Annotated in this window: 16 protein-coding genes and 3 pseudogenes; 7 read left to right on the top strand and 12 right to left on the bottom strand. The window is 29.0% G+C overall.

The features are described 5' to 3' along the window. Positions 1-14 precede the first annotated feature (14 nt). Genes HW119_RS12500 through HW119_RS12490 form a run of 3 tightly spaced genes read left to right on the top strand, consistent with a single transcriptional unit; the run spans position 15 to position 2,243 of the window. The gene (locus HW119_RS12500; RefSeq protein WP_177764878.1) at positions 15-1,268 is read left to right on the top strand and encodes a dihydroorotase; all 1,254 of its coding nucleotides are present in this window, start codon (positions 15-17) and stop codon (positions 1,266-1,268) included. Then, on the top strand, positions 1,269-1,592 hold the full coding sequence (locus HW119_RS12495; RefSeq protein WP_177764876.1) for a hypothetical protein: 324 nt from the start codon (positions 1,269-1,271) through the stop codon (positions 1,590-1,592). Positions 1,593-1,595: 3 nt separating this feature from the next. Further along, positions 1,596-2,243: an alpha/beta hydrolase gene (locus HW119_RS12490; RefSeq protein ID WP_177764874.1), complete on the top strand. Its 648-nt coding sequence runs from the start codon at positions 1,596-1,598 to the stop codon at positions 2,241-2,243. Positions 2,244-2,348: 105 nt separating this feature from the next. On the opposite strand, the gene HW119_RS12485 is transcribed toward HW119_RS12490, so the two are convergent. The 10 genes and pseudogenes from HW119_RS12485 to HW119_RS12445 all read right to left on the bottom strand — a co-directional run. Further along, on the bottom strand, positions 2,349-2,816 hold the full coding sequence (locus HW119_RS12485) for a hypothetical protein (RefSeq protein ID WP_177764873.1): 468 nt from the start codon (positions 2,814-2,816) through the stop codon (positions 2,349-2,351). Position 2,817: 1 nt separating this feature from the next. Next, positions 2,818-3,585: an MBL fold metallo-hydrolase gene (locus HW119_RS12480; protein ID WP_177764872.1), complete on the bottom strand. Its 768-nt coding sequence runs from the start codon at positions 3,583-3,585 to the stop codon at positions 2,818-2,820. Positions 3,586-3,717: 132 nt separating this feature from the next. Beyond that, the gene (locus HW119_RS12475; protein WP_177764871.1) at positions 3,718-4,122 is read right to left on the bottom strand and encodes a hypothetical protein; all 405 of its coding nucleotides are present in this window, start codon (positions 4,120-4,122) and stop codon (positions 3,718-3,720) included. Positions 4,123-4,317: 195 nt separating this feature from the next. Further along, positions 4,318-5,172, bottom strand: a complete 855-nt coding sequence (rfbD, locus tag HW119_RS12470) for a dTDP-4-dehydrorhamnose reductase (RefSeq protein ID WP_177764870.1) — start codon at positions 5,170-5,172, stop codon at positions 4,318-4,320. Between the two features lie 45 nt (positions 5,173-5,217). Beyond that, positions 5,218-5,766 (bottom strand): dTDP-4-dehydrorhamnose 3,5-epimerase, encoded by a 549-nt coding sequence (gene rfbC / locus HW119_RS12465; protein ID WP_177764869.1) that lies wholly within the window; start codon positions 5,764-5,766, stop codon positions 5,218-5,220. A gap of 93 nt (positions 5,767-5,859) precedes the next feature. After that, positions 5,860-6,906 (bottom strand): dTDP-glucose 4,6-dehydratase, encoded by a 1,047-nt coding sequence (rfbB, locus tag HW119_RS12460; RefSeq protein ID WP_177764868.1) that lies wholly within the window; start codon positions 6,904-6,906, stop codon positions 5,860-5,862. A gap of 11 nt (positions 6,907-6,917) precedes the next feature. After that, positions 6,918-8,300: a nucleotide sugar dehydrogenase gene (locus tag HW119_RS12455; RefSeq protein ID WP_177764866.1), complete on the bottom strand. Its 1,383-nt coding sequence runs from the start codon at positions 8,298-8,300 to the stop codon at positions 6,918-6,920. Between the two features lie 758 nt (positions 8,301-9,058). Continuing rightward, positions 9,059-9,950, bottom strand: a pseudogene (gene galE / locus HW119_RS12450) (UDP-glucose 4-epimerase GalE); the annotation flags it as partial. A gap of 3 nt (positions 9,951-9,953) precedes the next feature. Next, positions 9,954-10,247: pseudogene (locus tag HW119_RS16760) on the bottom strand (glycerol-3-phosphate cytidylyltransferase); the annotation flags it as partial. After that, positions 10,234-10,783 (bottom strand): annotated as a pseudogene (locus tag HW119_RS12445) (IS982 family transposase); the annotation flags it as partial. The pseudogenes HW119_RS12445 and HW119_RS16760, both read right to left, overlap by 14 nt. A gap of 536 nt (positions 10,784-11,319) precedes the next feature. Here HW119_RS12445 and HW119_RS12440 point away from each other — a divergent pair. Beyond that, positions 11,320-12,525, top strand: coding sequence for a carboxypeptidase-like regulatory domain-containing protein (locus tag HW119_RS12440; RefSeq protein ID WP_177764864.1), 1,206 nt, complete (start codon positions 11,320-11,322; stop codon positions 12,523-12,525). Between the two features lie 39 nt (positions 12,526-12,564). Here HW119_RS12440 and HW119_RS12435 read toward each other — a convergent pair whose 3' ends face one another. Continuing rightward, entirely contained in the window at positions 12,565-13,332 is a 768-nt protein-coding gene (locus HW119_RS12435; protein WP_177764862.1) for an META domain-containing protein, read from the bottom strand. 179 nt (positions 13,333-13,511) lie between these two features. On the opposite strand from HW119_RS12435, the gene HW119_RS12430 reads away from it, so the two are divergent. Then, positions 13,512-15,203 (top strand): acyl-CoA synthetase, encoded by a 1,692-nt coding sequence (locus tag HW119_RS12430; RefSeq protein ID WP_177764860.1) that lies wholly within the window; start codon positions 13,512-13,514, stop codon positions 15,201-15,203. Positions 15,204-15,335: 132 nt separating this feature from the next. Continuing rightward, positions 15,336-16,154 (top strand): hypothetical protein, encoded by an 819-nt coding sequence (locus tag HW119_RS12425; protein WP_177764858.1) that lies wholly within the window; start codon positions 15,336-15,338, stop codon positions 16,152-16,154. Between the two features lie 92 nt (positions 16,155-16,246). Here the strand turns inward: HW119_RS12425 and HW119_RS12420 are convergent, their stop codons facing one another. Continuing rightward, positions 16,247-17,440, bottom strand: a complete 1,194-nt coding sequence (locus HW119_RS12420; protein WP_177764856.1) for a pyridoxal phosphate-dependent aminotransferase — start codon at positions 17,438-17,440, stop codon at positions 16,247-16,249. A 174-nt stretch (positions 17,441-17,614) separates the two neighbouring features. On the opposite strand from HW119_RS12420, the gene ccsA reads away from it, so the two are divergent. Continuing rightward, positions 17,615-20,797 carry a cytochrome c biogenesis protein CcsA gene (ccsA, locus tag HW119_RS12415; RefSeq protein WP_177766660.1) on the top strand — a complete coding sequence of 1,061 codons (3,183 nt, stop codon included), beginning with the start codon at positions 17,615-17,617 and terminating at the stop codon, positions 20,795-20,797. Positions 20,798-20,830 lie beyond the last annotated feature (33 nt).

Here is a 20,830-nt window from a genome sequence, read left to right as displayed (position 1 = left end):
CTCTAATCATATCAATGGATTTACTAATAAAAAATGCAATTGTTATTGACCCTTCAAGTCCTTTTCATAATCAAAAAGTTGACATTAAAATTCTAAATAATATTATTACTGAAATTGATTCCACTATCACAGATAATAATATTAAAAATTTAATTTTAGATAATTTACATATTTCAAAAGGTTGGATGGATAGTTCTGTTGCTTTAGGAGAACCTGGTTTTGAAGAAAGAGAAACGATAAACAATGGTCTAGAAGTTGCTGCAAAAAGTGGCTTTACAAACATTGCATTGCAACCTAATACAAATCCGGTTATTGATAACCAAACGATAGTTTCATTTGTTAGATCTAAAGCATTTGGTAAAGCAACAACATTAAATCCGATAGGAGCTTTAACAAAACAACAAGAAGGTAAAGATATTGCTGAAATGTTTGATATGAAAAACGCTGGAGCAATTGCATTTGGCGATTATAAAAAATCTATTGACAACGCCAATTTATTAAAAATTGCTTTACAATATAGTCAAGATTTTAATGCGTTGATTTTAGCTTTTAGTAGTGATGCAACAATAAAAGGAAAAGGCGTTGTGCACGAAGGTATCACTTCTACTAAATTAGGTTTAAAAGGAATTCCTGCCTTAGCTGAAGAAGTGGTTTTAGCAAGAAATCTTTTCTTATTAGAATATACAGGCGGTAAAATGCATATTCCTACAATAAGCACTGCTAAATCTGTTGATTTAATAAGAGAAGCAAAAGCCAAAGGTTTACAAGTTACTTGTAGTGTTGCGGTTCACAATTTAGTTTTAACTGATGAGGTTTTAACTGATTTTGATACACGTTATAAAGTAAATCCTCCGATTAGAACTGAAGAACACAGACAAGCATTAATTAATGGCGTTTTAGACGGAACTATAGATTGTATTACATCTGATCATCATCCATTAGATATCGAACATAAAAAAATGGAATTTGATATGGCTAAAGACGGAACTATTGGTTTAGAATCTGCTTTCGGAGCTTTGTCAAATGTTCTACCTCTAGAAGTTGTCGTTGAAAAATTAAATGCAACAAAATCAATTTTTGAGATAGAAAATCCAACGATTGATATAAATCAAAAAGCATGTTTTTCACTTTTTAACCCTGAAGGTAATACAGTTTTTAAGAAAGAAAACATACTATCAAAATCTCAAAATTCAGCTTTCTTAAATCAAAAAATGAGAGGTTCGGTTTATGGAATTTATAACAACGGAATTTTAAATATAAAAGAATAAATGAAAATTCATCAAGACGGAAAACTTGCTGCAATCGTTTCTCACCTATTTTTTTTAGGTCCAATAATTGCACTTTTTATTAACGAAGAACAGAAAGATCCATTTGGCTCATTTTATATTCGTCAAAATTTTGGAATTACCATCATTTTCTTATTAATTGGTGCCTTGATGGGTTTTGTACAATACGCTTCAGCTATGTATGCTTTTTATTTATTTATTTTCATTATATGGCTTTACAGTTTTATGGGAGCAATAACTAATAAATACAATTTATTACCAATAATTGGACCTGTTTTTCAAAAAATGTTTAGTCGTAAAAAATAAATTATGTCTTTATCTCTAGAATATTTAATTAAAGAACCAAAAGTAATTTTAGATAAAAATCCCTTACTTCTACTTTTACATGGTTACGGAAGTAATGAAGAAGATTTATTTTCTTTTGCATCTGAATTACCCGAAAATTATTACATCATATCTGCTCGTGCTCCCTACCCTCTTCCGCCTTATGGAAATGCGTGGTACGCCATTGATTTTGATGCTAACATGAATAAATTTTCTAATGATGAACAAGCAATTGAATCTAGAGATTTAATTGTTTCATTTATAGATGAATTATTAGAAAACTATCCAATAGACTCTAAGAATATAAATTTGATTGGATTTAGTCAAGGTGCCATTTTGAGTTATGCTGTAGCTCTATCTTATCCAGCAAAAATTAATAAAGTTGTTGCCTTAAGTGGTTATTTTAATCCAAATATTATAAAAGAAGGATACGAGAATAATGATCATTCTGAATTAAAATTTTTCGTTTCTCACGGAAGCGTTGATCAAGTTATTCCGATTGAATGGGCTAGAAAAAATCCTGAAGTATTAAAACTTTTAAATATTAAACATGAGTATCATGAATATAATGTTGGCCATGGTGTAGCTCCTCAAAACTTCTTTGACTTCAAGCGTTTTATAATTGAAGAATAAAAAATATAAAAAAATAGAACCTGAATATGGTTCTATTTTCTTATAACATAAACAAAAACTCTTTCCTCTATTCAAATTATAAAAGCAATATCAAGAAAGAATTTATTAGTATTTTGTATTTTCTATAACTTTAAAAGTTGTAAACTCATTAGGATCAAATGTATATTCAATCAACATTTCTCCTACCTCTGAATCATTTGAATAATCTAGAATAATCCATTGATGATTTAAAACACTTGCTTTTCTAATCAAAGTTTTACTTCCGTCTGTAGCTGTAGGCAATAATGGATTTCCTCCTTCTTGAGTATTTAAAGTTGTTAAATCCAATAATACTTTTTTCATAACATCTTCATAGCTATAATCACCGAATTTCTTTTGAGCATTTTTATTTTCATCAATAGAAAAATAACTTGCTTCTTTGAACATGTTTTTATAAATCTTTAATGAATCGTTTAGTGTTTTTGCTTTTTCAATTTCTTTGTCTTTTCCTTCTAAAACTTTAGAATCGTTTACATATTGAAAAACATTAATAAGTAATGAAAAGATGAAAAGGTACAAATATAGTTGTCTCATTTTAAATTGTTAATTGTAAATTATCATATGCCAAATATACGTTTTTTGGTAAACTTTTTTGAACTTCTTCGTGAAAACCTAATTGAAATCCAATGTGAGTCAAAAAAGCTTTTTTAGGTTTTATAATTTTGATAAATTCTAAAGCTTCTTCGAGATTATTATGAGTTGGATGTTCTGTAATTCTTAACGCATTAAGTACTAAAACTTCAAGGTTTTGTAGTTTAATTAAATTCTCATCTGTAATATATTTTACATCTGTTAAATATGCAAATTTATCAAATCGATAACCAAGAATTGGTAAGTCGCCATGTAAAACAGAAATAGGAGTAATTATTTTACCTTGAACTTTGAAAGAATTATGTTCATCAATAACATTTACTTCGACTGAAGGTGCGCCAGGATATCTATTTTCAGTTTCAAAAACATATTCAAAACGCTTTTTTAATTCATTAATTACACGTTGTTGAGCATAAATAGGTATTGCTTTTTTTTGTAAAAAGCAAAATGGTCTAATGTCATCAAAACCAGCAGTGTGATCTGCGTGTTCGTGTGTAAACAAAATAGCATCTATTTTTGGGCATTTTGAAACTAACATTTGTTGCCTAAAATCAGGACCACAATCTATTTGAAAAATTGAATTATCCCATTCAACAAAAATAGAAGTTCGCAATCTTTTATCTTTAAAATCTGTACTTAAACAAACAGGAGAATTGTTTGCAATTACTGGAATACCTTGAGATGTACCTGTTCCTAAAAAATATATTTTCACTAAGATTGTTTTTTACAAAATTAAAAAAATCTACATCATATTCATAATCGATTATGTTAACGAATTTTAATTTTCAATTAAAAAAAAAGGAAAGGAGTTGTCTCCTTTCCTTGAAATTTAAATTTCGTTTTTTTATTTAGCAGGCATAGCAGCAGCAGTCATTTCTTCAGAAAGTTTCTGCATATATTCACCCCAAGCTTTAGCATCATCAGGTGTCATAGAAGTTGCTGCAGTTGTCAATTTAGTCGCCCACTCTTGCTGTTTTTTAACTAAATCTTGAATTTTAGTTGCATCACCAGCTTTATAAGCTTCAACATACTCTTTTACAAAAGTTGCATACTCATCAGCTACTTTCTGAACTTCAGGGTTACTGAATTTAACAGCATTAGTATTAGCTGGAGTTTCTACTGGAGCTTGAGTTTCTGGTGTTGGAGTTTCAGTCGTTGTTTCTGGAGCTGGAGCATCAGCTGTTTCAGCTTTTTTATCACATGCAATCAAACTACCTACTAGAACAGCAGTCAATAAAATTTTTTTCATAAACTTAAATTTTTTTAAAATTAATAGAACTAATTTAGTAATATAAATTTAAATACAAAAAAAAATTAATTATTTATTTACATAAATACCATTTAATTACCAAAAAAGATAATTTTTATTAAAAATAAAAACCTGAATATACTAACTTATATTGGAATTTTTGTTTGCATATTCACTATTTATAATTATAAATTACTACATTTTGAAACTATTCAACATTATTCTTAAACTATCGTCCCATTTTGGTATTTCAATTTCGTAGGCAGATTTAATTTTTGTTTTATCCAATAAAGAAAAATTTGGCCTCTTTGCAGGTGTTGGATAAGCATTTGTTGAAATGGGGTGGATTCTAATTTTTGAATCCGAATATTCTTTGATTTTTGAAGCGAATTCAAACCAAGAACATGAACCTTCATTGGAATAATTGAAGATTCCAAAACTTAGTTTTTTACTAGTTATGATTTTAATTAAAGCTTCAGCTAAATCAATTGCAAGGGTTGGTGAACCTATTTGATCATTAATAACGTTTATTTCGTCTTTTTCTTGAAATAATCGTAACATGGTTTTTACAAAATTGTTTCCATATTTTGAATAAACCCAAGATGTTCTAATAATAATTGTTTGGGGATTTATTTCCAAAGCAAGCTCCTCGCCTTCTAATTTAGTTTCACCGTAAACATTAATTGGATTCACCTCATCAATTTCTGTTCGAGGCTTTGAAATTGTACCATCAAAGACGTAATCTGTAGAAATATGAATAAATGGAATGTTTTGTTTCGCAGTTGCTTGAGCCAAATATTTTGTAGCTAAGACATTTACTAATCGTGCATTTTCAATATCAGATTCTGCTTTATCAACAGCAGTATAAGCAGCACAGTTGATTACAAAATCAAATTTATTCTTATCAAAAAATATTTTTACATCTGACTGTTTCGTTATATCTAATTCATTTCTTGAAACAAATACAAACTCTAAATCTGTTTCATTCAAGGAAATTTCTTTTATACATTGACCTAACTGTCCGCTTGAACCTGTTATTAGTACTTTCATTTTTTGGTGGATTTGCTAATTTGTGAATCTAACTGTTTGCCTTTTTTAGGACCTAGAAATAGAATCAAAACTCGGAAGCTTTAGATCTTTTTCGGAAATAATTTCTTTTCCTGATTCAATTTGCCAATCGATGTTTAATTCAGGTGAATTATATAAAATTCCTGCTTCGGATTCTTTATTATAAAAATTATCACATTTATAAAAAAAAGTAGCTGCATCGGATATTACAGAAAATCCATGTAAAAAACCTCTTGGAATAAACAGTTGTCGTTTATTTTCTGCAGACAACTCAATAGCAATATGTTGTCCAAAGGTTGCTGATCCTTTACGTACATCTACAGCAACATCAATTACTTTTCCTTCTAGGACACGAACTAACTTGGCTTGAGCAAATTCTCCAGTTTGCATATGTAAACCACGAATAACTCCATAACTTGATTTTGATTCATTATCTTGAACGAAATTAGGTCTGAAACCAATTATTTCAGCTAACTTATTTTCGTTATAGGATTCAAAGAAATATCCGCGTTCATCTTTTAAAACATTGGGCTCTAATATATAACAACCTTTTAATTTGGTTTCTTTTGCGTTCATATTTTTTGTATTTTGGAAATAGAGAAAAAGAAATTCTACGATATAATTTTAAAGTCTTATAACTTTTTAACCTTAAAAAGCACTACTTTTCAACTATTTATATTGCTTTTCGTAATAATTTTGATAATCACCTGAAGTGACATTTTCTAACCATTCTTTATTTTCTAAAAACCAATCGATTGTTTTTGATAACCCTTCTTCAAAAGTAACTGAAGGTTTCCAATCTAATTCTTGATTTATTTTAGTAGCATCAATTGCGTAACGCAAATCGTGTCCTGGTCGATCTTTGACAAAAGTGATTAATTGTTCTGAAGTTCCAACTGGATTATTTAGTTTTTCATCCATTTGCTTACAAAGTTCTTTAACCAAATCGATGTTCTTCCATTCATTAAATCCTCCAACATTATAAGAATTTCCATCTTTTCCTTCATGAAAAACCAAATCAATTGCTTTTGCATGATCTTTTACATACAACCAGTCTCTAGTAAATTTTCCGTCTCCATAAATTGGAAGTGATTTCTTATTTAAAATATTATGAATACACAATGGAATCAATTTTTCTGGAAAATGATTAGGCCCATAATTATTAGAACAATTGGTTAATACAATTGGCATTTCGTATGTATCTTGATAAGCACGAACAAAATGATCTGAAGAGGCTTTGGATGCCGAATACGGTGAATGCGGATCATATGCCGTGTTTTCTGTAAAAAAACCTTCGTTTCCTAATGTACCATAAACTTCATCAGTTGAAACATGATGAAAACGTTTTCCTGTGTAATCATCTTTCCAAATATGTTTTGCAGCGTTTAATAAATTAACTGTCCCAATAACATTGGTCATCACAAAATCAAGTGGATTGCTTATTGAACGATCTACATGTGATTCTGCTGCAAGATGAATTACACCATCTGGTTGATAGTTTTCAAAAATATCTAACATCAATTTTGCATCAACAATATCGGCTTTAATAAATTGATAATTTGGTAAAGTTTCAATGTCTTTTAAATTTTCAAGATTTCCGGCATAAGTCAATGCATCGAGATTTATAATTTTATAATCGGGATATTTCAACACAAACTCTCGAACGACATGTGATCCTATAAATCCTGCTCCACCTGTTATAATAATTGTTTTCATTTTTTTATATCTTATTGACCGATGCTGTAAAATTGAAAACCAACTTCATTGAACTTTTTTTCATCTAACAATTTACGACCGTCAAATACAAAAGCAGGTTTATACATATTCTCATAAATTTGCTTCCAATCGTATGTTTTAAATTCGTCCCATTCTGTTAAAACAGCAATGGCATGAGCATCTTGACAAGCTAAATATGGATCATTAATCACACGAACCAATCTTCTATTCTCTTCTGCTGTACGAGTTCCCAACGCATCTAAGTCGGCATAAATCTGTGATACCGAAACTTTAGGGTCATAAACTGTAATCGTTGCTTGTTCATCTAACAAATGATCTGCTACATAAATCGCAGCAGACTCACGCGTATCGTTAGTATCTTTTTTAAATGCCCAGCCTAAAAAAGCGATGTTTTTACCATTAACAGTGTTGTATAATGTTTTGATAATATAATCTGCAAATCGGATTTTTTGATGGTCATTCATTATAATGACTTGTTCCCAATAATCTGCTACTTCTTGTAATCCATAAGATTTGGCAATATAAACTAAATTTAAAATATCTTTCTGAAAACAAGAACCACCAAAACCTACTGAAGCTTTTAAAAACTTGGAACCAATACGCGAATCCATTCCGATTGCATGTGCAACTTCAGAAACATCAGCTCCTGTCACTTCACATAATTCTGAAATGGCATTAATACTCGAAACTCGTTGTGCTAAAAATGCATTAGCAACTAGTTTAGAAAGTTCGGATGACCAAAGATTTGTAGTTATTATTTTTTCTGAAGGCACCCAAGAGGCGTAAATTTCAACTAATGCTTGAATTGCTTCTTCATTTTCTCCTCCTATCAAAACACGGTCTGGATTTTGTAAATCTGCAACTGCTGTACCTTCAGCAAGAAATTCAGGATTCGACAAAATATCAAAATTAACATGATTACCTGTGTTGTCAAGAATACTTTTTAGAGCTTCGGCTGTACGTACAGGTAACGTAGATTTTTCTACAACAATTTTATCAGTTGTAGCTACTTTAGCAATTTGACGCGCACATAACTCAATAAATTTTAAATCTGCAGCTTGACCTTTTCCTTTTCCATATGTTTTTGTAGGTGTATTTACCGAAATAAAAATCATATCAGCTTGATCAATTGCAGTTTCGATATCCGTTGAAAAAAATAAATTTCTTCCTCTTGCTTCTCCTACTATTTTATCAAGACCTGGTTCATAAATTGGTAGTTTAGATAAATCTGAATTATTCCAAGCTGCAATTCGGTCAGCATTTAAATCTACAACAGTAATTTCTATATTCGGATTTTTTTGTGCGATTACTGCCATGGTTGGTCCACCAACGTAACCAGCTCCAATACATGTAATTTTATTTATTTTTTTCATAACCTTTTAGTAATCTTCTTTTTAGTTTTTGAAACCATATGAATAAAGAATAATAATTGAACTAAACTTTCAAGTCAAATTCTAATCTTCAAATATAAATTACAATTTTTTAACCACCTATAATAACCAAGATTTAATTAGTGGAAATTTATAATTGTAAATTGAATGATTTTTTTATAAAATTTTTACATAAATTAAAATTTTAAAACATATTAAATTCTAATTTTCAAATCTTCAAAATATTACTTTTTAAATTTTCTATTTCTTTGACTACATTTAAGCCATCAATATAATTTTATAACAAATTAGATACTTATTTTCAAAAACAAAAATAAGCCTTGTTAAAACTTATATAAATAATAAAAGTGCTTAGATCTATAAGCACTTTTATTATTTATGGTTTTCTAAATCTTTTAATAGTATTTTAAAACACTGAAGATCATCAATTAAAATATAATTATGTTTCAAAAAATTTTCCAAAGCTAAATTTAAAGAGTGTAAATGTGAGGAACTAAGAATATTTTGTTCATTTAGAATGTGATTTATGTTTTAAGTGTTTTGTTATAAACTGACCAATTCTCAATTTCGATTGTACTTACTAACTTAATAGTAAATCAAATAATTCTTTAATGATTAGGTATTTTGAATTCATTTTCTTTTAATTTCTTTTCAAATTCCCATGCGGTTTTCATCGAAATTTCTAATGACGTTTTTGGTTGCCAATGAAGTTTTTCTTTTGCTTTTGAAAAATCCGCATAAGCTTCTTGAATATCACCTCCTCGTCGGTTTGAAATTGTATACGGTATTTTTAAATTATTTGCTCTTTCAAATGCTTCAATTATTTCTAATACTGTTGACCCTGTACCTGAACCTAAATTAAAAAATTCTAATTTATCTTTATTTTTTTTATGTAATAAATACTGAAGTGCTAATACATGAGCATCTGTAATATCATTAACATCGACATAATCTCTAATTACAGTCCCGTCTTTGGTTTCATAATCATTTCTGTTCTTGTAAACCTGAAGCCGTTTGTGTGATATAAGGCAACAAATTATTTGGAATCCCGTTTGATTTATCTCCTAACAAATAGCTTTTGTGAGAATCCACTGGATTAAAATATCGTAACGAAATCGCATTTTTATTCATCGCTTTGGTAAAATCAGAAATGATTTCTTCTCCCATAGCTTTGGTTTTACCATAAGGTGATTCTGCACGTTTCAAAGGTGTTTTTTCATTAATTGGCATTTGATTTGCTTGTCCATAAACCGAACAAGATGACGAAAAAATGAAATTATCAATTTGGAATTGTTCCATTGATTCAAGCACATTTAATAATCCTTCTAAGTTATTACGATAATAATCTAGAGGTTTTTGCACCGATTCACCAACGGCTTTATAAGCAGCAAAATGAATGATTCCGTCGATTTTATTATCCTTAAAAAAGGTATCAACTTTTACTTTATCTTTTAAATCAATTTCAAAAAAACTTGGTTTTATCCCTGTAATCAAAAAAATATTCTCTAAAACTTTTATAGAAGAGTTTGAAAAATCATCAATAATTGTCACATCAAATCCTGCTTCTTGCAAAACGACAACAACGTGTGATCCAATATAGCCTAAACCTCCTGTAACAAGTATTTTTTTCATTAATTAAATAACTCTTTTTAATTTTTCAAATTCAGCTGCTTTCGTTCTTAATCTAGTTGAAGAATAATGACGGTCTCTCGTATTATAAAATAATTCAATACCTTTTTCTTTGCAATATGTTCTACCAGTAAAATTCTTATCTTGATATTCTTCGCCTAAAATTCGAACATCAATTTTAAAAGCCTTTAAGATGTCTTCTAAATCTTGTTCGATAGCGTAAGGTATGATTTGATCAACATATTTACATCCTTCTAATTGAATGTATCGTTCAACAACACTTTGAGCTGGTTTGTTTTTTTATATTTTTCAAAAAATGAACATCTTGAACTTCTGGTTTTGTAATATCTAATAAATGAAAAATTCCATTTATAGAACAGACCCCATGTAATTTCTACCCGTAAAACCAATTGTTTTGAGAAGTACAAAACCCTTTTGAAGGAGCTGTTTCAAACTCATTTTTACAGATTTTAATTCTTCTATGAAGTGAAAATTTGCACATCTCCAACGGTATTCTATCCACGATGAAATAATTTTCAAATTCTAAAAATGAGATGCTATTTTTGTTCTGATTTCTTCTAAAAAGAAAAACAATTTTCTTCTTCGCTTATTGAACTGACTTCGCTCAATTAAATTAGATATTTGTTCTTTATTAATTTCTTTAAATAAAGAATTATTGCTGTCAATTGACATAAATTCGACAGTTAAACTAAATGCAATAACTTATAAATCAAACTTTTTTGTTTTCTACCAACATTCGATTTATACTCTAATTTACAATCCAAAGAACTTATAACTTCTAAAACTTTAAAATAATTTTTTAATATATTTAATATAGATATCGGTTTGTAAATCAAATTCAATATACTGAATTTAAATACATTGACTAACATCTAATCCGTTTATTGTATTAGAAATAATTACTCCCAACGGGTTAATTTATACAAAAATGTAACTTAACTTAAACTGGAATTTATGTTTGCATATCCAGCCTATGTAAACAAAAAAAAAGTTGGATATAATGTTAAGAGCAAGGACTTTTATAAGATTTAAAAACACAAGAAGAATCAAGTAAATTACTGAAAGAATTACATTCTCATTTAATTGTAGCAAAATTACTTGGTCAACTTGGCGCGCATTTAGGTTACTCAAAAAACGAAAAAATGATAGTAATGACGAACTAAATGGTTACTTCAAAACGATTAAAAGTAATATAACTAAACTGCCTTCAATTTATTTGTAAGGCAGTTTTTTTTAAGAATGCACCCATATTAATTTTTAAAAAAAACTTTATTAGATTTATATGTATTAATTAATTAACAAAAAAAATTATAATTTACATAATTATCATTTGACTTAAATATGATAAAACATGAATAAAATACATTTAAAAAATATTTTTTTATTAGTTCTAATTCTGATTTCAAATCAATGTTCTAAATTAAAAGATAATTATTCTGGCTTCATATACGATGAAAATGGTAAGCCTTTAACTGGAGTTCTAATAAGAGCATGCGAATCTTCCGGATCGAAAACTTTTACTGATAGTTCAGGATTCTTTAAATTAAAAAAATCTGGAGATTTTTTTTGTGATTTAATTCTCACAAAAAAAGGCTATCAAACCGACACCATAAAAACAGTTTGGATACAACATGGTGAAAAAGAAATGTTTTCAAATTTTATAACAGAAGAAAATTCAAGATGGATCATGAATCGAATTGTTTTTAGAGATTCATTATTAAATTCATCAGATAAAAAAAGATTTTACGATAAAGATTCTGTCGAAATGTATCGAGATAATCGTTTGATGTACACACAGTATTTAAATCCTAAAACCACCGAAATTAGTTACCGTTATTACGATTCCGATGGAAAAATAAAACGGGAAGTTTTCAATATTAATATGAAAAAAGACTTGATCCATTTTCAAGATTTCAATCAAAATACAAAAGAAAAAAATTTTGCTTATTTAATTTCATTTGATTCAATTCCTGAACTTATCAAAGATGAATTCGGAAATTATGTTCAAATTGGAAAATTAAAAGAAACTCAAAAAAATATGCTTCTTTCAGAAACTTATTTTTTATGGCGTACAACATCTGATTTTTTAGAAGGAAACAATGAAGAGATTATCGGTAAAAAGATTTTTAATAAGAATGAAAATTCGTATGAAATAATCAAGTTTACAGATGACGGTCAAATTCAATCGCTCTATGATTCAGCTGGGAAACTAAAGGAATACTGGGTTTTAAAATATCTTTACGGCGGTTTGTTTCCTATATTTTCGGTTATTTATGATTCACAAGAAAATAAATTGGAAGAGAAAAATTGGGAAAATCTTTATCCAAAATCTGGCACAAGTTATAATGATGTATTTTCTATCTTGACTACTCAAAACTTTTATAAAAATGGTAAAGTTAAATTCATTTCAAAAATGAAATCGTACACTGAAAGCGGAGAATTTCGTTGTGGAACTTGGATTTATTACAATGAAAAAGGCAAAATTCAAAAAACTGTAAATTATGGAGATTGTTACAATTTCAAATTAGAAGAAGAAAATGATGATACACTTTTTTAAAAATTACTTGTAATGAAAATTTATACAAAGTTGATTACTCTATTTTTTTTCAAAAACCATTTCCAAAAATCCTTCTTTATAAAATTTTAATTCATCGCCATCAACTTTATAGCTATTTATTTCATTTAATGATTCTATAAAGTTTTTTTCGAGCGTCAAATCCTCACAAAACATTCTGGTTAATAGAATTTCTTTAAAAGAAATTTTATCGTTTTTTAAAATAAAAGAACTACTAAAACCATTGCAACTTGCATTTCCTGAAACTCGATTATTTTCTAAATCAAATTCAATAAATGGTACAACTGAAATTTGATTATTCGAAATCTTTTTGGATTTGATTTGACTCAAAAACCACGTTCCAGATAATAACTCATTTGCAACAAAATATCCACAACCTTTATGTTTAGTAGTTTTTTTAAATTGTATGATTTCAACCTCTGCATTGTATTCATAAATTTTATCTGACATTCCATCAGAGCAAGAACCTTTGGTTAATTTAATTAAAATTGAACCATTACCGTTTACTGTTTTATAAATTTTAGTTTCAGCAAATTTGTCAATCAAAGGTAAATTATAAGGAAATTCAATCTTTACGCCGTCAATCTGCGAATATGAAATCTTCTCTTCAGAAATTTCGATGTTCCAAAAAGGTTCTGTTCCAATAATCTTGAAATAAGCATTAGAATCGTTATTCTTGGACACCTTTTCAATTTTATCTTTTTTTAAATCATAGTTTTTAGTTGAATGACACCCTATAAAAAAGATACAACTCAACACAAAAATCCAAAAACAATATATTTTTTTCATATTAAAAAATTGATTTAGGCAAATTTAATGAAAACATCGCAATGAAATTGATATTTATCCTAATAATCAAAAATAATTCATTAAAATAAATATAAATCTAATCTATATTTATTTTTTTCTTCTAAATTTATGAAAACACAAAAAACGATTAAAACATAATAAAAAACCAACAATTAATTATGAAGGAAATTTTTAAGAAAGTGAGTAAAATCATTTCTGAAAACACTTATGACGATTTACAAAATATCAAAATTGAAAAACCAGAGTATTTCAATTGGGTAGAAGAAATTTTTGAAGGAATACAAGTTTCTGAACGTCCTGATAAGACGGCATTACTTTGGACGGATGGAGAAGAAACAATTGCGTATTCTTTTAAAACGATGTCTGAAATGTCTAATCAACTTTTGAATTTTTTAAGAAATAAAGGAGTAAAGCAACATGACATTATTTTAGCTCAAATGATGCTTCAGCCTTGTAGTTGGCAAACTATTCTTACAACTATTAAAGGTGGTTTTGAATTAATTCCGACTGCAACTATTATGGGTTCTGGCGATTTAGCTTTTCGTTTCGAAAAAACATTACCTAAAGTTGTAATTGCTGATGCAGAAAATGCTGAAAAAACAGATGATGCAGAAAAAATTTCTGGAAAACAAATAGACATTAAAATCATTTGTGATGGCAAACGCGATGGATGGTTTTCTTTAGAAGATATTGAAAAAGAAAGTAAAATGGCTTCGGCTGCAAAAACAAAGTCAGATGATACCTTGTTTATGTTTTTTACATCTGGAACAACAGGAATGCCTAAAATAGTTTGTCACACCCATTTTTCTCATCCGGTTGGACATTTAACAACGGCTACTTGGATTGGATTGACAGAAGATGATATTCATTATAATATTTCGCAACCTGGTTGGGCTAAGTTTGCTTGGAGTAGCTTTTTTGCGCCTTGGAATGTTGGAGCTGCAATTTTCACGCATCACACCTACGAACGTTTCAATGCGAAACGAACTTTGTCCTTAATCGAAAAACATAAAATTTCGACATTGTGTGCTCCGCCAACCGTTTTGCGTTTGTTCATTCAAGAAGATATTAAATCATATAATTTTAGCCTAAAACAATGTGTAGCAGCTGGTGAACCATTGAATCCTGAAATAATTGAAGAATGGAAAAACGGTACAGGAATTCTAATTCGAGATGGATTTGGACAAACAGAAAGCACTTGCTTGGTTGGAAACTTACCTACAACAAAAGTAAAATTTGGTTCGATGGGAAAACCATTATTCATGTATGATGTAGTCATTGCAGACGAAAATGGAACCATTTTAGCCGATAATGAAGAAGGAAATATTTGTATTCGAATGGATGAAAATTCTGTAAATGGAATTTTCAAGGGTTATTTATTTGATAAAGTAAAACAAGCACAAGTTTTCAGAAATGGATTGTATTATACAGGAGACAAGGCTTACAGAGATGCTGATGGTTATATTTGGTTTATTGGTCGAGATGATGATGTTATAAAAGCATCTGATTACAGAATTGGACCATTTGAAGTTGAAAGTGTTTTACTAGAACATGATGCTGTTTTAGAATCTGCTGTTGTTGGTTCACCACATCCTATCAAAGGTTATGAAGTTAAGGCTTTTATTATTTTGAATGAAAATCATGTCCCAAATGAAATTTTAGCAAAAGAACTATTTGATTATTCAAGAATACATTTAGCTCCATATAAAATCCCAAGAATCATAGAATTCGTAACTGAGCTTCCAAAGACAATTAGTGGAAAAATCAGAAGAGTTGAAATTAGAGCTCAAGAAGCTGAAAATAAAGCCAAGAAAATCAAATCTGATTGCGAATTTTTCTATATAAAATAGATTTACTAAAGAAGTGACCACGGTTGCTTCTTTTTTTTATAAATTCAATTTTTATTGTAATATTTATGAAATAATTTAATAACTATTTATAAATATCTCGGTATATTAGCAACGTTAATCATTCAACAAAAAATGAAAAAATACATTCTACTTATTACAATCTTTTTTTTAGGTTATAACTCATTTGCCCAAATTGAGGATACAGATATGGAAGAAATGGTTATTGAACGAGTTTCCAAAAAAAATATAATTGAAATAATTGAAGATATAAAAAAACAAACCTATAAAAATTATTCTGGCGATAATGCGAAATACACCATTACGCAAGAAGCTTATCTTGGAAAAACAGACACTTTAATTCATATCAATTCGTTTTATGATATTTCAATGGATTTGAAAAGTAAAAAAATCAATAAAGTAAAAACTTCAAATCCTAAAAATATTGAATATTATAAAGAACCTTTTTTTTCTAGATATTCAAATAACGATTCTCCTTTATATTGGTTAACTGAAGTTATTTTACGAAAAAACATAAATATTCCCGAACTTGATTTTTTGAATAATATAAACGACTACCAATACATACGATCAACTGAAAAAGGAATTACTACAGTAACCTTTTTTACAGAAGATTATTATGAAGGTTTTTTTAAATATGACCAAAAATACAATCTAATTGAAATTGAGTTTTATCTAACAAAACCTTATCCTATTGATCATTCGCAAGTAAATAACGGAAAACAATTATTTGTTAAAAATTGGATTTTAAATGCTGAAGTTGTTCGTATTAAATTTAAACAGGATCGAAATGGTAAAATTTACATTGATCGCTTAACTGCTTACGAAGAAATGAGAGATTATAATTTCGAAAAGTATGATTCTAAAGGATCAGTAATTATTAAAGATGATAATTTAAATTTTAATTCATCTCTTATCATAAAAAGACAATAAGATCGATTTAATATCGGTCTTTTTTATTATAAAAAATATGAGTTCAACAAAATGTCAAACTCATATTCTTGAAAATAATATTTTTTTTATATCTATCTTGCCTTATAAGCAATTAAAGCTGCTTTTAAAATTTCTGCTGATTTAATTAAATCTTCTTTCTTTAAAACATAAGCCAAACGAACTTCGTTTAAACCAACACCTGGAGTTGAATAAAATCCAGCAGCTGGAGCAACCATAACCGTTTCGCCATTTAAATCGAAATCTTCTAAAATCCATTTTGCAAAATCCTCTGCATTTTCAACAGGTAATTTAGCGATGCAATAAAAAGCTCCTTTTGGATTAGCTACTTCTACTCCATCAATTGCGTTTAAAGCATTTACCAAAGTATCTCTACGATCTTTATATTCTGTAATTACATCATCAAAATAAGATTGAGGCGTATCTAAAGCAGCTTCAGAAGCAATTTGCGCATAAGTTGGTGGCGATAAACGCGCTTGGGCAAATTTCATTGCAGCTTGCATGAATTCTTTATTTTTAGAAACCACACACCCAATTCGAGCTCCACACATACTAAAACGTTTAGAAACCGAATCAATCATGATTGCATTTTCAGCAATACTTTCTTCGTTTAAAACCGAAAAATGTTTGAATCCGTCATAAGCAAATTCTCTGTAAACTTCGTCAGCGATTAAGAATAAATCATGTTTCTTAACTAAAGTAGCTAATTCCTCAATTTCTTCTTTTGAATATAAATAACCTGTTGGATTACCTGGATTACAAATTAAAATCGCTTTGGTTTTTGGTGTGATTAATTTTTCAAAATCAGCAATTGGTGGCAATGCAAAACCTGTTTCGATACCTGAAATAACCGGTACAACTTTAATTCCTGATGCTGTAGAAAAACCGTTGTAATTTGCATAAAAAGGTTCTGGAATAATGATTTCATCACCTTGATCCATCGTGCTTCCCATCGCAAACATTAAAGCTTCAGATCCACCAGTTGTAATGATGATATCTTCTGTATTTACTGGTAAACCTTGTTTTTGATAATAAGAAGCTAATTTAGTTCTGTAAGATTCGAAACCCGCAGAATGGCTGTATTCTAAAACTTCAATATTTGCATTTTTAACAGCGTTTAATGCTACTTCTGGTGTTTTAATATCGGGTTGACCAATGTTTAAATGATAAACTTTATTTCCTTTTTTCTTAGCAGTTTCAGCAAACGGAACCAATTTTCGAATCGGTGATTCTGGCATCTGTTGCCCTTTATTTGAAATTTTAGGCATAATTTATTTGTTGTATTTTATAGTCAAATTTAGTTGTTGTACTCTGTACAAATTTAAAACAATATTTATAACGTAATAATTTATTTTTCAAACATTAATTATTCGTTAAAAATAAATTAATACGGACGAAAAAAGGTATTTTTGTGGAATTTTATTATAGACTACACATATATAATTATGAAGAAGTTATTTACTTTCTTATCCTCGACACGATTAATGGCAGTTTTGTTCATTATTTTCCCGATTGCATTAGGTTTAGGTACTTTCATTGAAAATGAGTATAATACCGACACAGCTCGAATTTTAATTTACAATACCAAATGGTTTGAATTAATCATGCTAATTTTTGTTATCAATTTTATTGGAAACATTAAAAAATATCAATTATATAAAAAAGAAAAGTGGGTTACTTTAGTATTGCACCTTTCTTTTATTTTTATTTTAGTAGGTGCATTTGTAACGCGTTACATCAGTTACGAAGGTATGATGCCGATTAGAGAAACGGAAAAATCAAACCAAATATTTTCTGACCGAACTTTCTTAACCGTTATGACTGACGGTATGGTTGATGGAGAAATGAAACGTAGAACTTTTGAAAATCAACATTTATTTTCAGGAGCTTTAGATAAAGATAACTTCATTAGTAATTTTGCTTCGAATTATTTTTCGATGAAAAAAGATTTTAATGGAATTCCGTTTAAAGTTGAATTTAAAGATTTCATTATGGGTGCAACTGAACAAATTCAACCTGATGAAAACGGAATCTTCTTCTTAAAAATGGTCGAATCTGGTGACGGTACGCGTCATGAACATTTCTTAAAAGAAGGCGAAGTACAAAACTTCCACAATGTATTATTTGCATTTAACAAACCAACACCTGGAGCTATTAATATTACAAAAGATGGCGATAACTATACGATAGAAACTCCTTTTGAAGGTAATTTTATGCGTATGGCCGATCAATTTCAAGGAAAAGTAGATAAAGATCAAGTTCAAGAATTGATGTTCCGTTCGTTATATAACATTGGTGGTTCACAATTTGTGTTTCCTGAATTACCAATGAAAGGTAAAATCGGATATGTGTCTGACAACAATTTCAAAACTTCAACAACTCACGATGCTTTAATGTTAACTGTTTCTACTCAAGATAAAGATGGAAACGAAGTTACTGAAGATGTTACTTTATTAGGTTCAAAAGGTACGATGGGCGTTCCACAATCATTTAAATTAGGTGAATTAGAATTTACATTAATGTTTGGTTCTAAAATTTACACTACCCCATTCGAAGTTCAATTAAACGATTTTATCGCAAATAAATATCCTGGTACAGAAAAAAGTTATTCTTCGTTTGAAAGTAAAGTAACTGTTCTTGATCCTCGTGATAAAAATTTCGATGCTCATATTTACATGAATAATGTATTAGATTATGATGGATACCGTTTTTTCCAAGCACAATTTGATCCAGACGAAAAAGGAACGATTTTATCTGTAAGTCACGATTTTTATGGAACTTGGATTACTTATATTGGATATACTTTATTATACATTAGTATGCTTTTACTTTTAGTTACAAAAAACACGCGCTTTGATGATTTAAGAAATAAATTAAACAAAGTTCGCGCTAAGAAAAAGAGTTTAATTACAGCATTGTTATTATTTATTTCGTTAGGAGCATTTGCGCAACATAATCATAAAATGCCTTCTGAGAAACAATTAGATTCTATTTTAGAAATATCTAAAGTTCCCTTAGAACACGCTGATAAATTTGGTAAATTAATCATTCAGGATGCTGGCGGACGTATGAAACCAATCAACACGTTTTCGTCTGAATTATTAAGAAAAGTAAGTAAATCAGATCATTACAAAGGAATGGATTCTGATCAAGTTTTGCTTTCAATTACACAATTCCCACAACTATGGTACAATGTGCCAATCATTAATCTTAAAAAGGAAAATGATAGTATTCGTGAAGTAATCGGAATTCCTGCTGATCAAAAATTTGCTGCTTTAATTAATTTCTTTGATGAACAAGGAAATTATAAATTAGATAAATATCTAGAAGAAGCAAATCATACAACTGTAAAAAATCAGTTTCAAAAAGATTTTATCGAAGCTGATAAAAAAGTAAACTTACTATATTCTGCAATCACAGGTCAAATTTTAAATATTTTCCCTGTACCTTACGATAAAGGAAATAAATGGATCAATTATTTAGAACTAAATGAATCTGATATAAAAGGAGAAGATTTACAGTTTACAAAAATTATTCTTCCGGCGTATTTAACAACTTTAATGAAATCTTTAGAAACAAAAGATTATACAAAAGCAGATGAATTTTTACAAAACATTAGCGACTATCAACATAAATTTGGAGCTGAAGTAATGCCGTCTGATCAACATGTAGAAGCTGAAATTTTGTATAACAAATACGATATTTTTAAGAGATTGTATTCTTGGTACATGTATGCTTCTGTTTTATTATTTGCTGTAGTTATCATCAGAATTTTCAAAGACAATAAAATCTTAAAATTAATTTCAAATATATTTATTGGTTTTGTAATTGTATTATTCTTATTACATACAGCAGGTTTAGCAGCTCGTTGGTACGTTTCTGGACATGCACCTTGGTCTGACGCTTATGAATCGATGATTTATGTTGGATGGGCAACGATGTTATTTGGATTAATATTTGGTAGAAAATCTGAATTGACAATTGCTTCAACAGCCTTTGTTGCAGGAATGATTCTAATGATTGCCCATTGGAGTTGGATGGATCCAGCAATCGCAAACTTACAACCTGTTCTTAATTCATACTGGTTAATGATTCACGTGGCGGTTATTGTTGCAAGTTATGGACCATTTGCTTTAGGTATGATCTTAGGAATTGTAGCTTTATTTTTAATGGTATTTACAACTAAAAACAATAAAGCTAAGATGGATTTAAATGTTAAAGAAATTACTTACATCAACGAAATGGCTTTAACGGTTGGTTTAGTTCTTTTAACCATCGGAAACTTCCTTGGAGGTCAATGGGCTAACGAAAGTTGGGGACGTTATTGGGGATGGGATCCAAAAGAAACTTGGGCATTAGTTAGTATTATGGTTTATGCCTTTGTAATTCACATGAGATTTGTTCCTTCTCTACGTGGTACTTGGATTTATAATTTTATGTCAATTATTGCATTCTATGCGATCTTAATGACGTATTTCGGAGTTAACTTCTATTTATCAGGATTGCATTCATACGCAAAAGGAGATCAAGTGGTTACACCAGCATTTATTTGGTGGTCTGTTGGATCAGTATTTACATTAGGAGCTTTAGCTTATTATAAATATCGAATTCATTATAAAAAATAGTTTTATCAAATTTATATTTAAGGAGTAGAGAAA

Origin of the sequence: Flavobacterium sp. I3-2 (genome assembly GCF_013389595.1) — a bacterium.
Lineage (GTDB): Bacteria > Bacteroidota > Bacteroidia > Flavobacteriales > Flavobacteriaceae > Flavobacterium.
This window is presented reverse-complemented; position numbering and strand designations above follow the sequence as displayed.

Coding starts and splice junctions, on each gene's coding strand:
- HW119_RS12500 (WP_177764878.1), top strand. CDS start 15: ATGGATTTACTAATAAAAAATGCAATTGTTATTGACCCTTCAAGTCCT.
- HW119_RS12495 (WP_177764876.1), top strand. CDS start 1,269: ATGAAAATTCATCAAGACGGAAAACTTGCTGCAATCGTTTCTCACCTA.
- HW119_RS12490 (WP_177764874.1), top strand. CDS start 1,596: ATGTCTTTATCTCTAGAATATTTAATTAAAGAACCAAAAGTAATTTTA.
- HW119_RS12485 (WP_177764873.1), bottom strand. CDS start 2,816: ATGAGACAACTATATTTGTACCTTTTCATCTTTTCATTACTTATTAAT.
- HW119_RS12475 (WP_177764871.1), bottom strand. CDS start 4,122: ATGAAAAAAATTTTATTGACTGCTGTTCTAGTAGGTAGTTTGATTGCA.
- rfbD (WP_177764870.1), bottom strand. CDS start 5,172: ATGAAAGTACTAATAACAGGTTCAAGCGGACAGTTAGGTCAATGTATA.
- rfbC (WP_177764869.1), bottom strand. CDS start 5,766: ATGAACGCAAAAGAAACCAAATTAAAAGGTTGTTATATATTAGAGCCC.
- rfbB (WP_177764868.1), bottom strand. CDS start 6,906: ATGAAAACAATTATTATAACAGGTGGAGCAGGATTTATAGGATCACAT.
- HW119_RS12455 (WP_177764866.1), bottom strand. CDS start 8,300: ATGAAAAAAATAAATAAAATTACATGTATTGGAGCTGGTTACGTTGGT.
- HW119_RS12440 (WP_177764864.1), top strand. CDS start 11,320: ATGAATAAAATACATTTAAAAAATATTTTTTTATTAGTTCTAATTCTG.
- HW119_RS12435 (WP_177764862.1), bottom strand. CDS start 13,332: ATGAAAAAAATATATTGTTTTTGGATTTTTGTGTTGAGTTGTATCTTT.
- HW119_RS12430 (WP_177764860.1), top strand. CDS start 13,512: ATGAAGGAAATTTTTAAGAAAGTGAGTAAAATCATTTCTGAAAACACT.
- HW119_RS12425 (WP_177764858.1), top strand. CDS start 15,336: ATGAAAAAATACATTCTACTTATTACAATCTTTTTTTTAGGTTATAAC.
- HW119_RS12420 (WP_177764856.1), bottom strand. CDS start 17,440: ATGCCTAAAATTTCAAATAAAGGGCAACAGATGCCAGAATCACCGATT.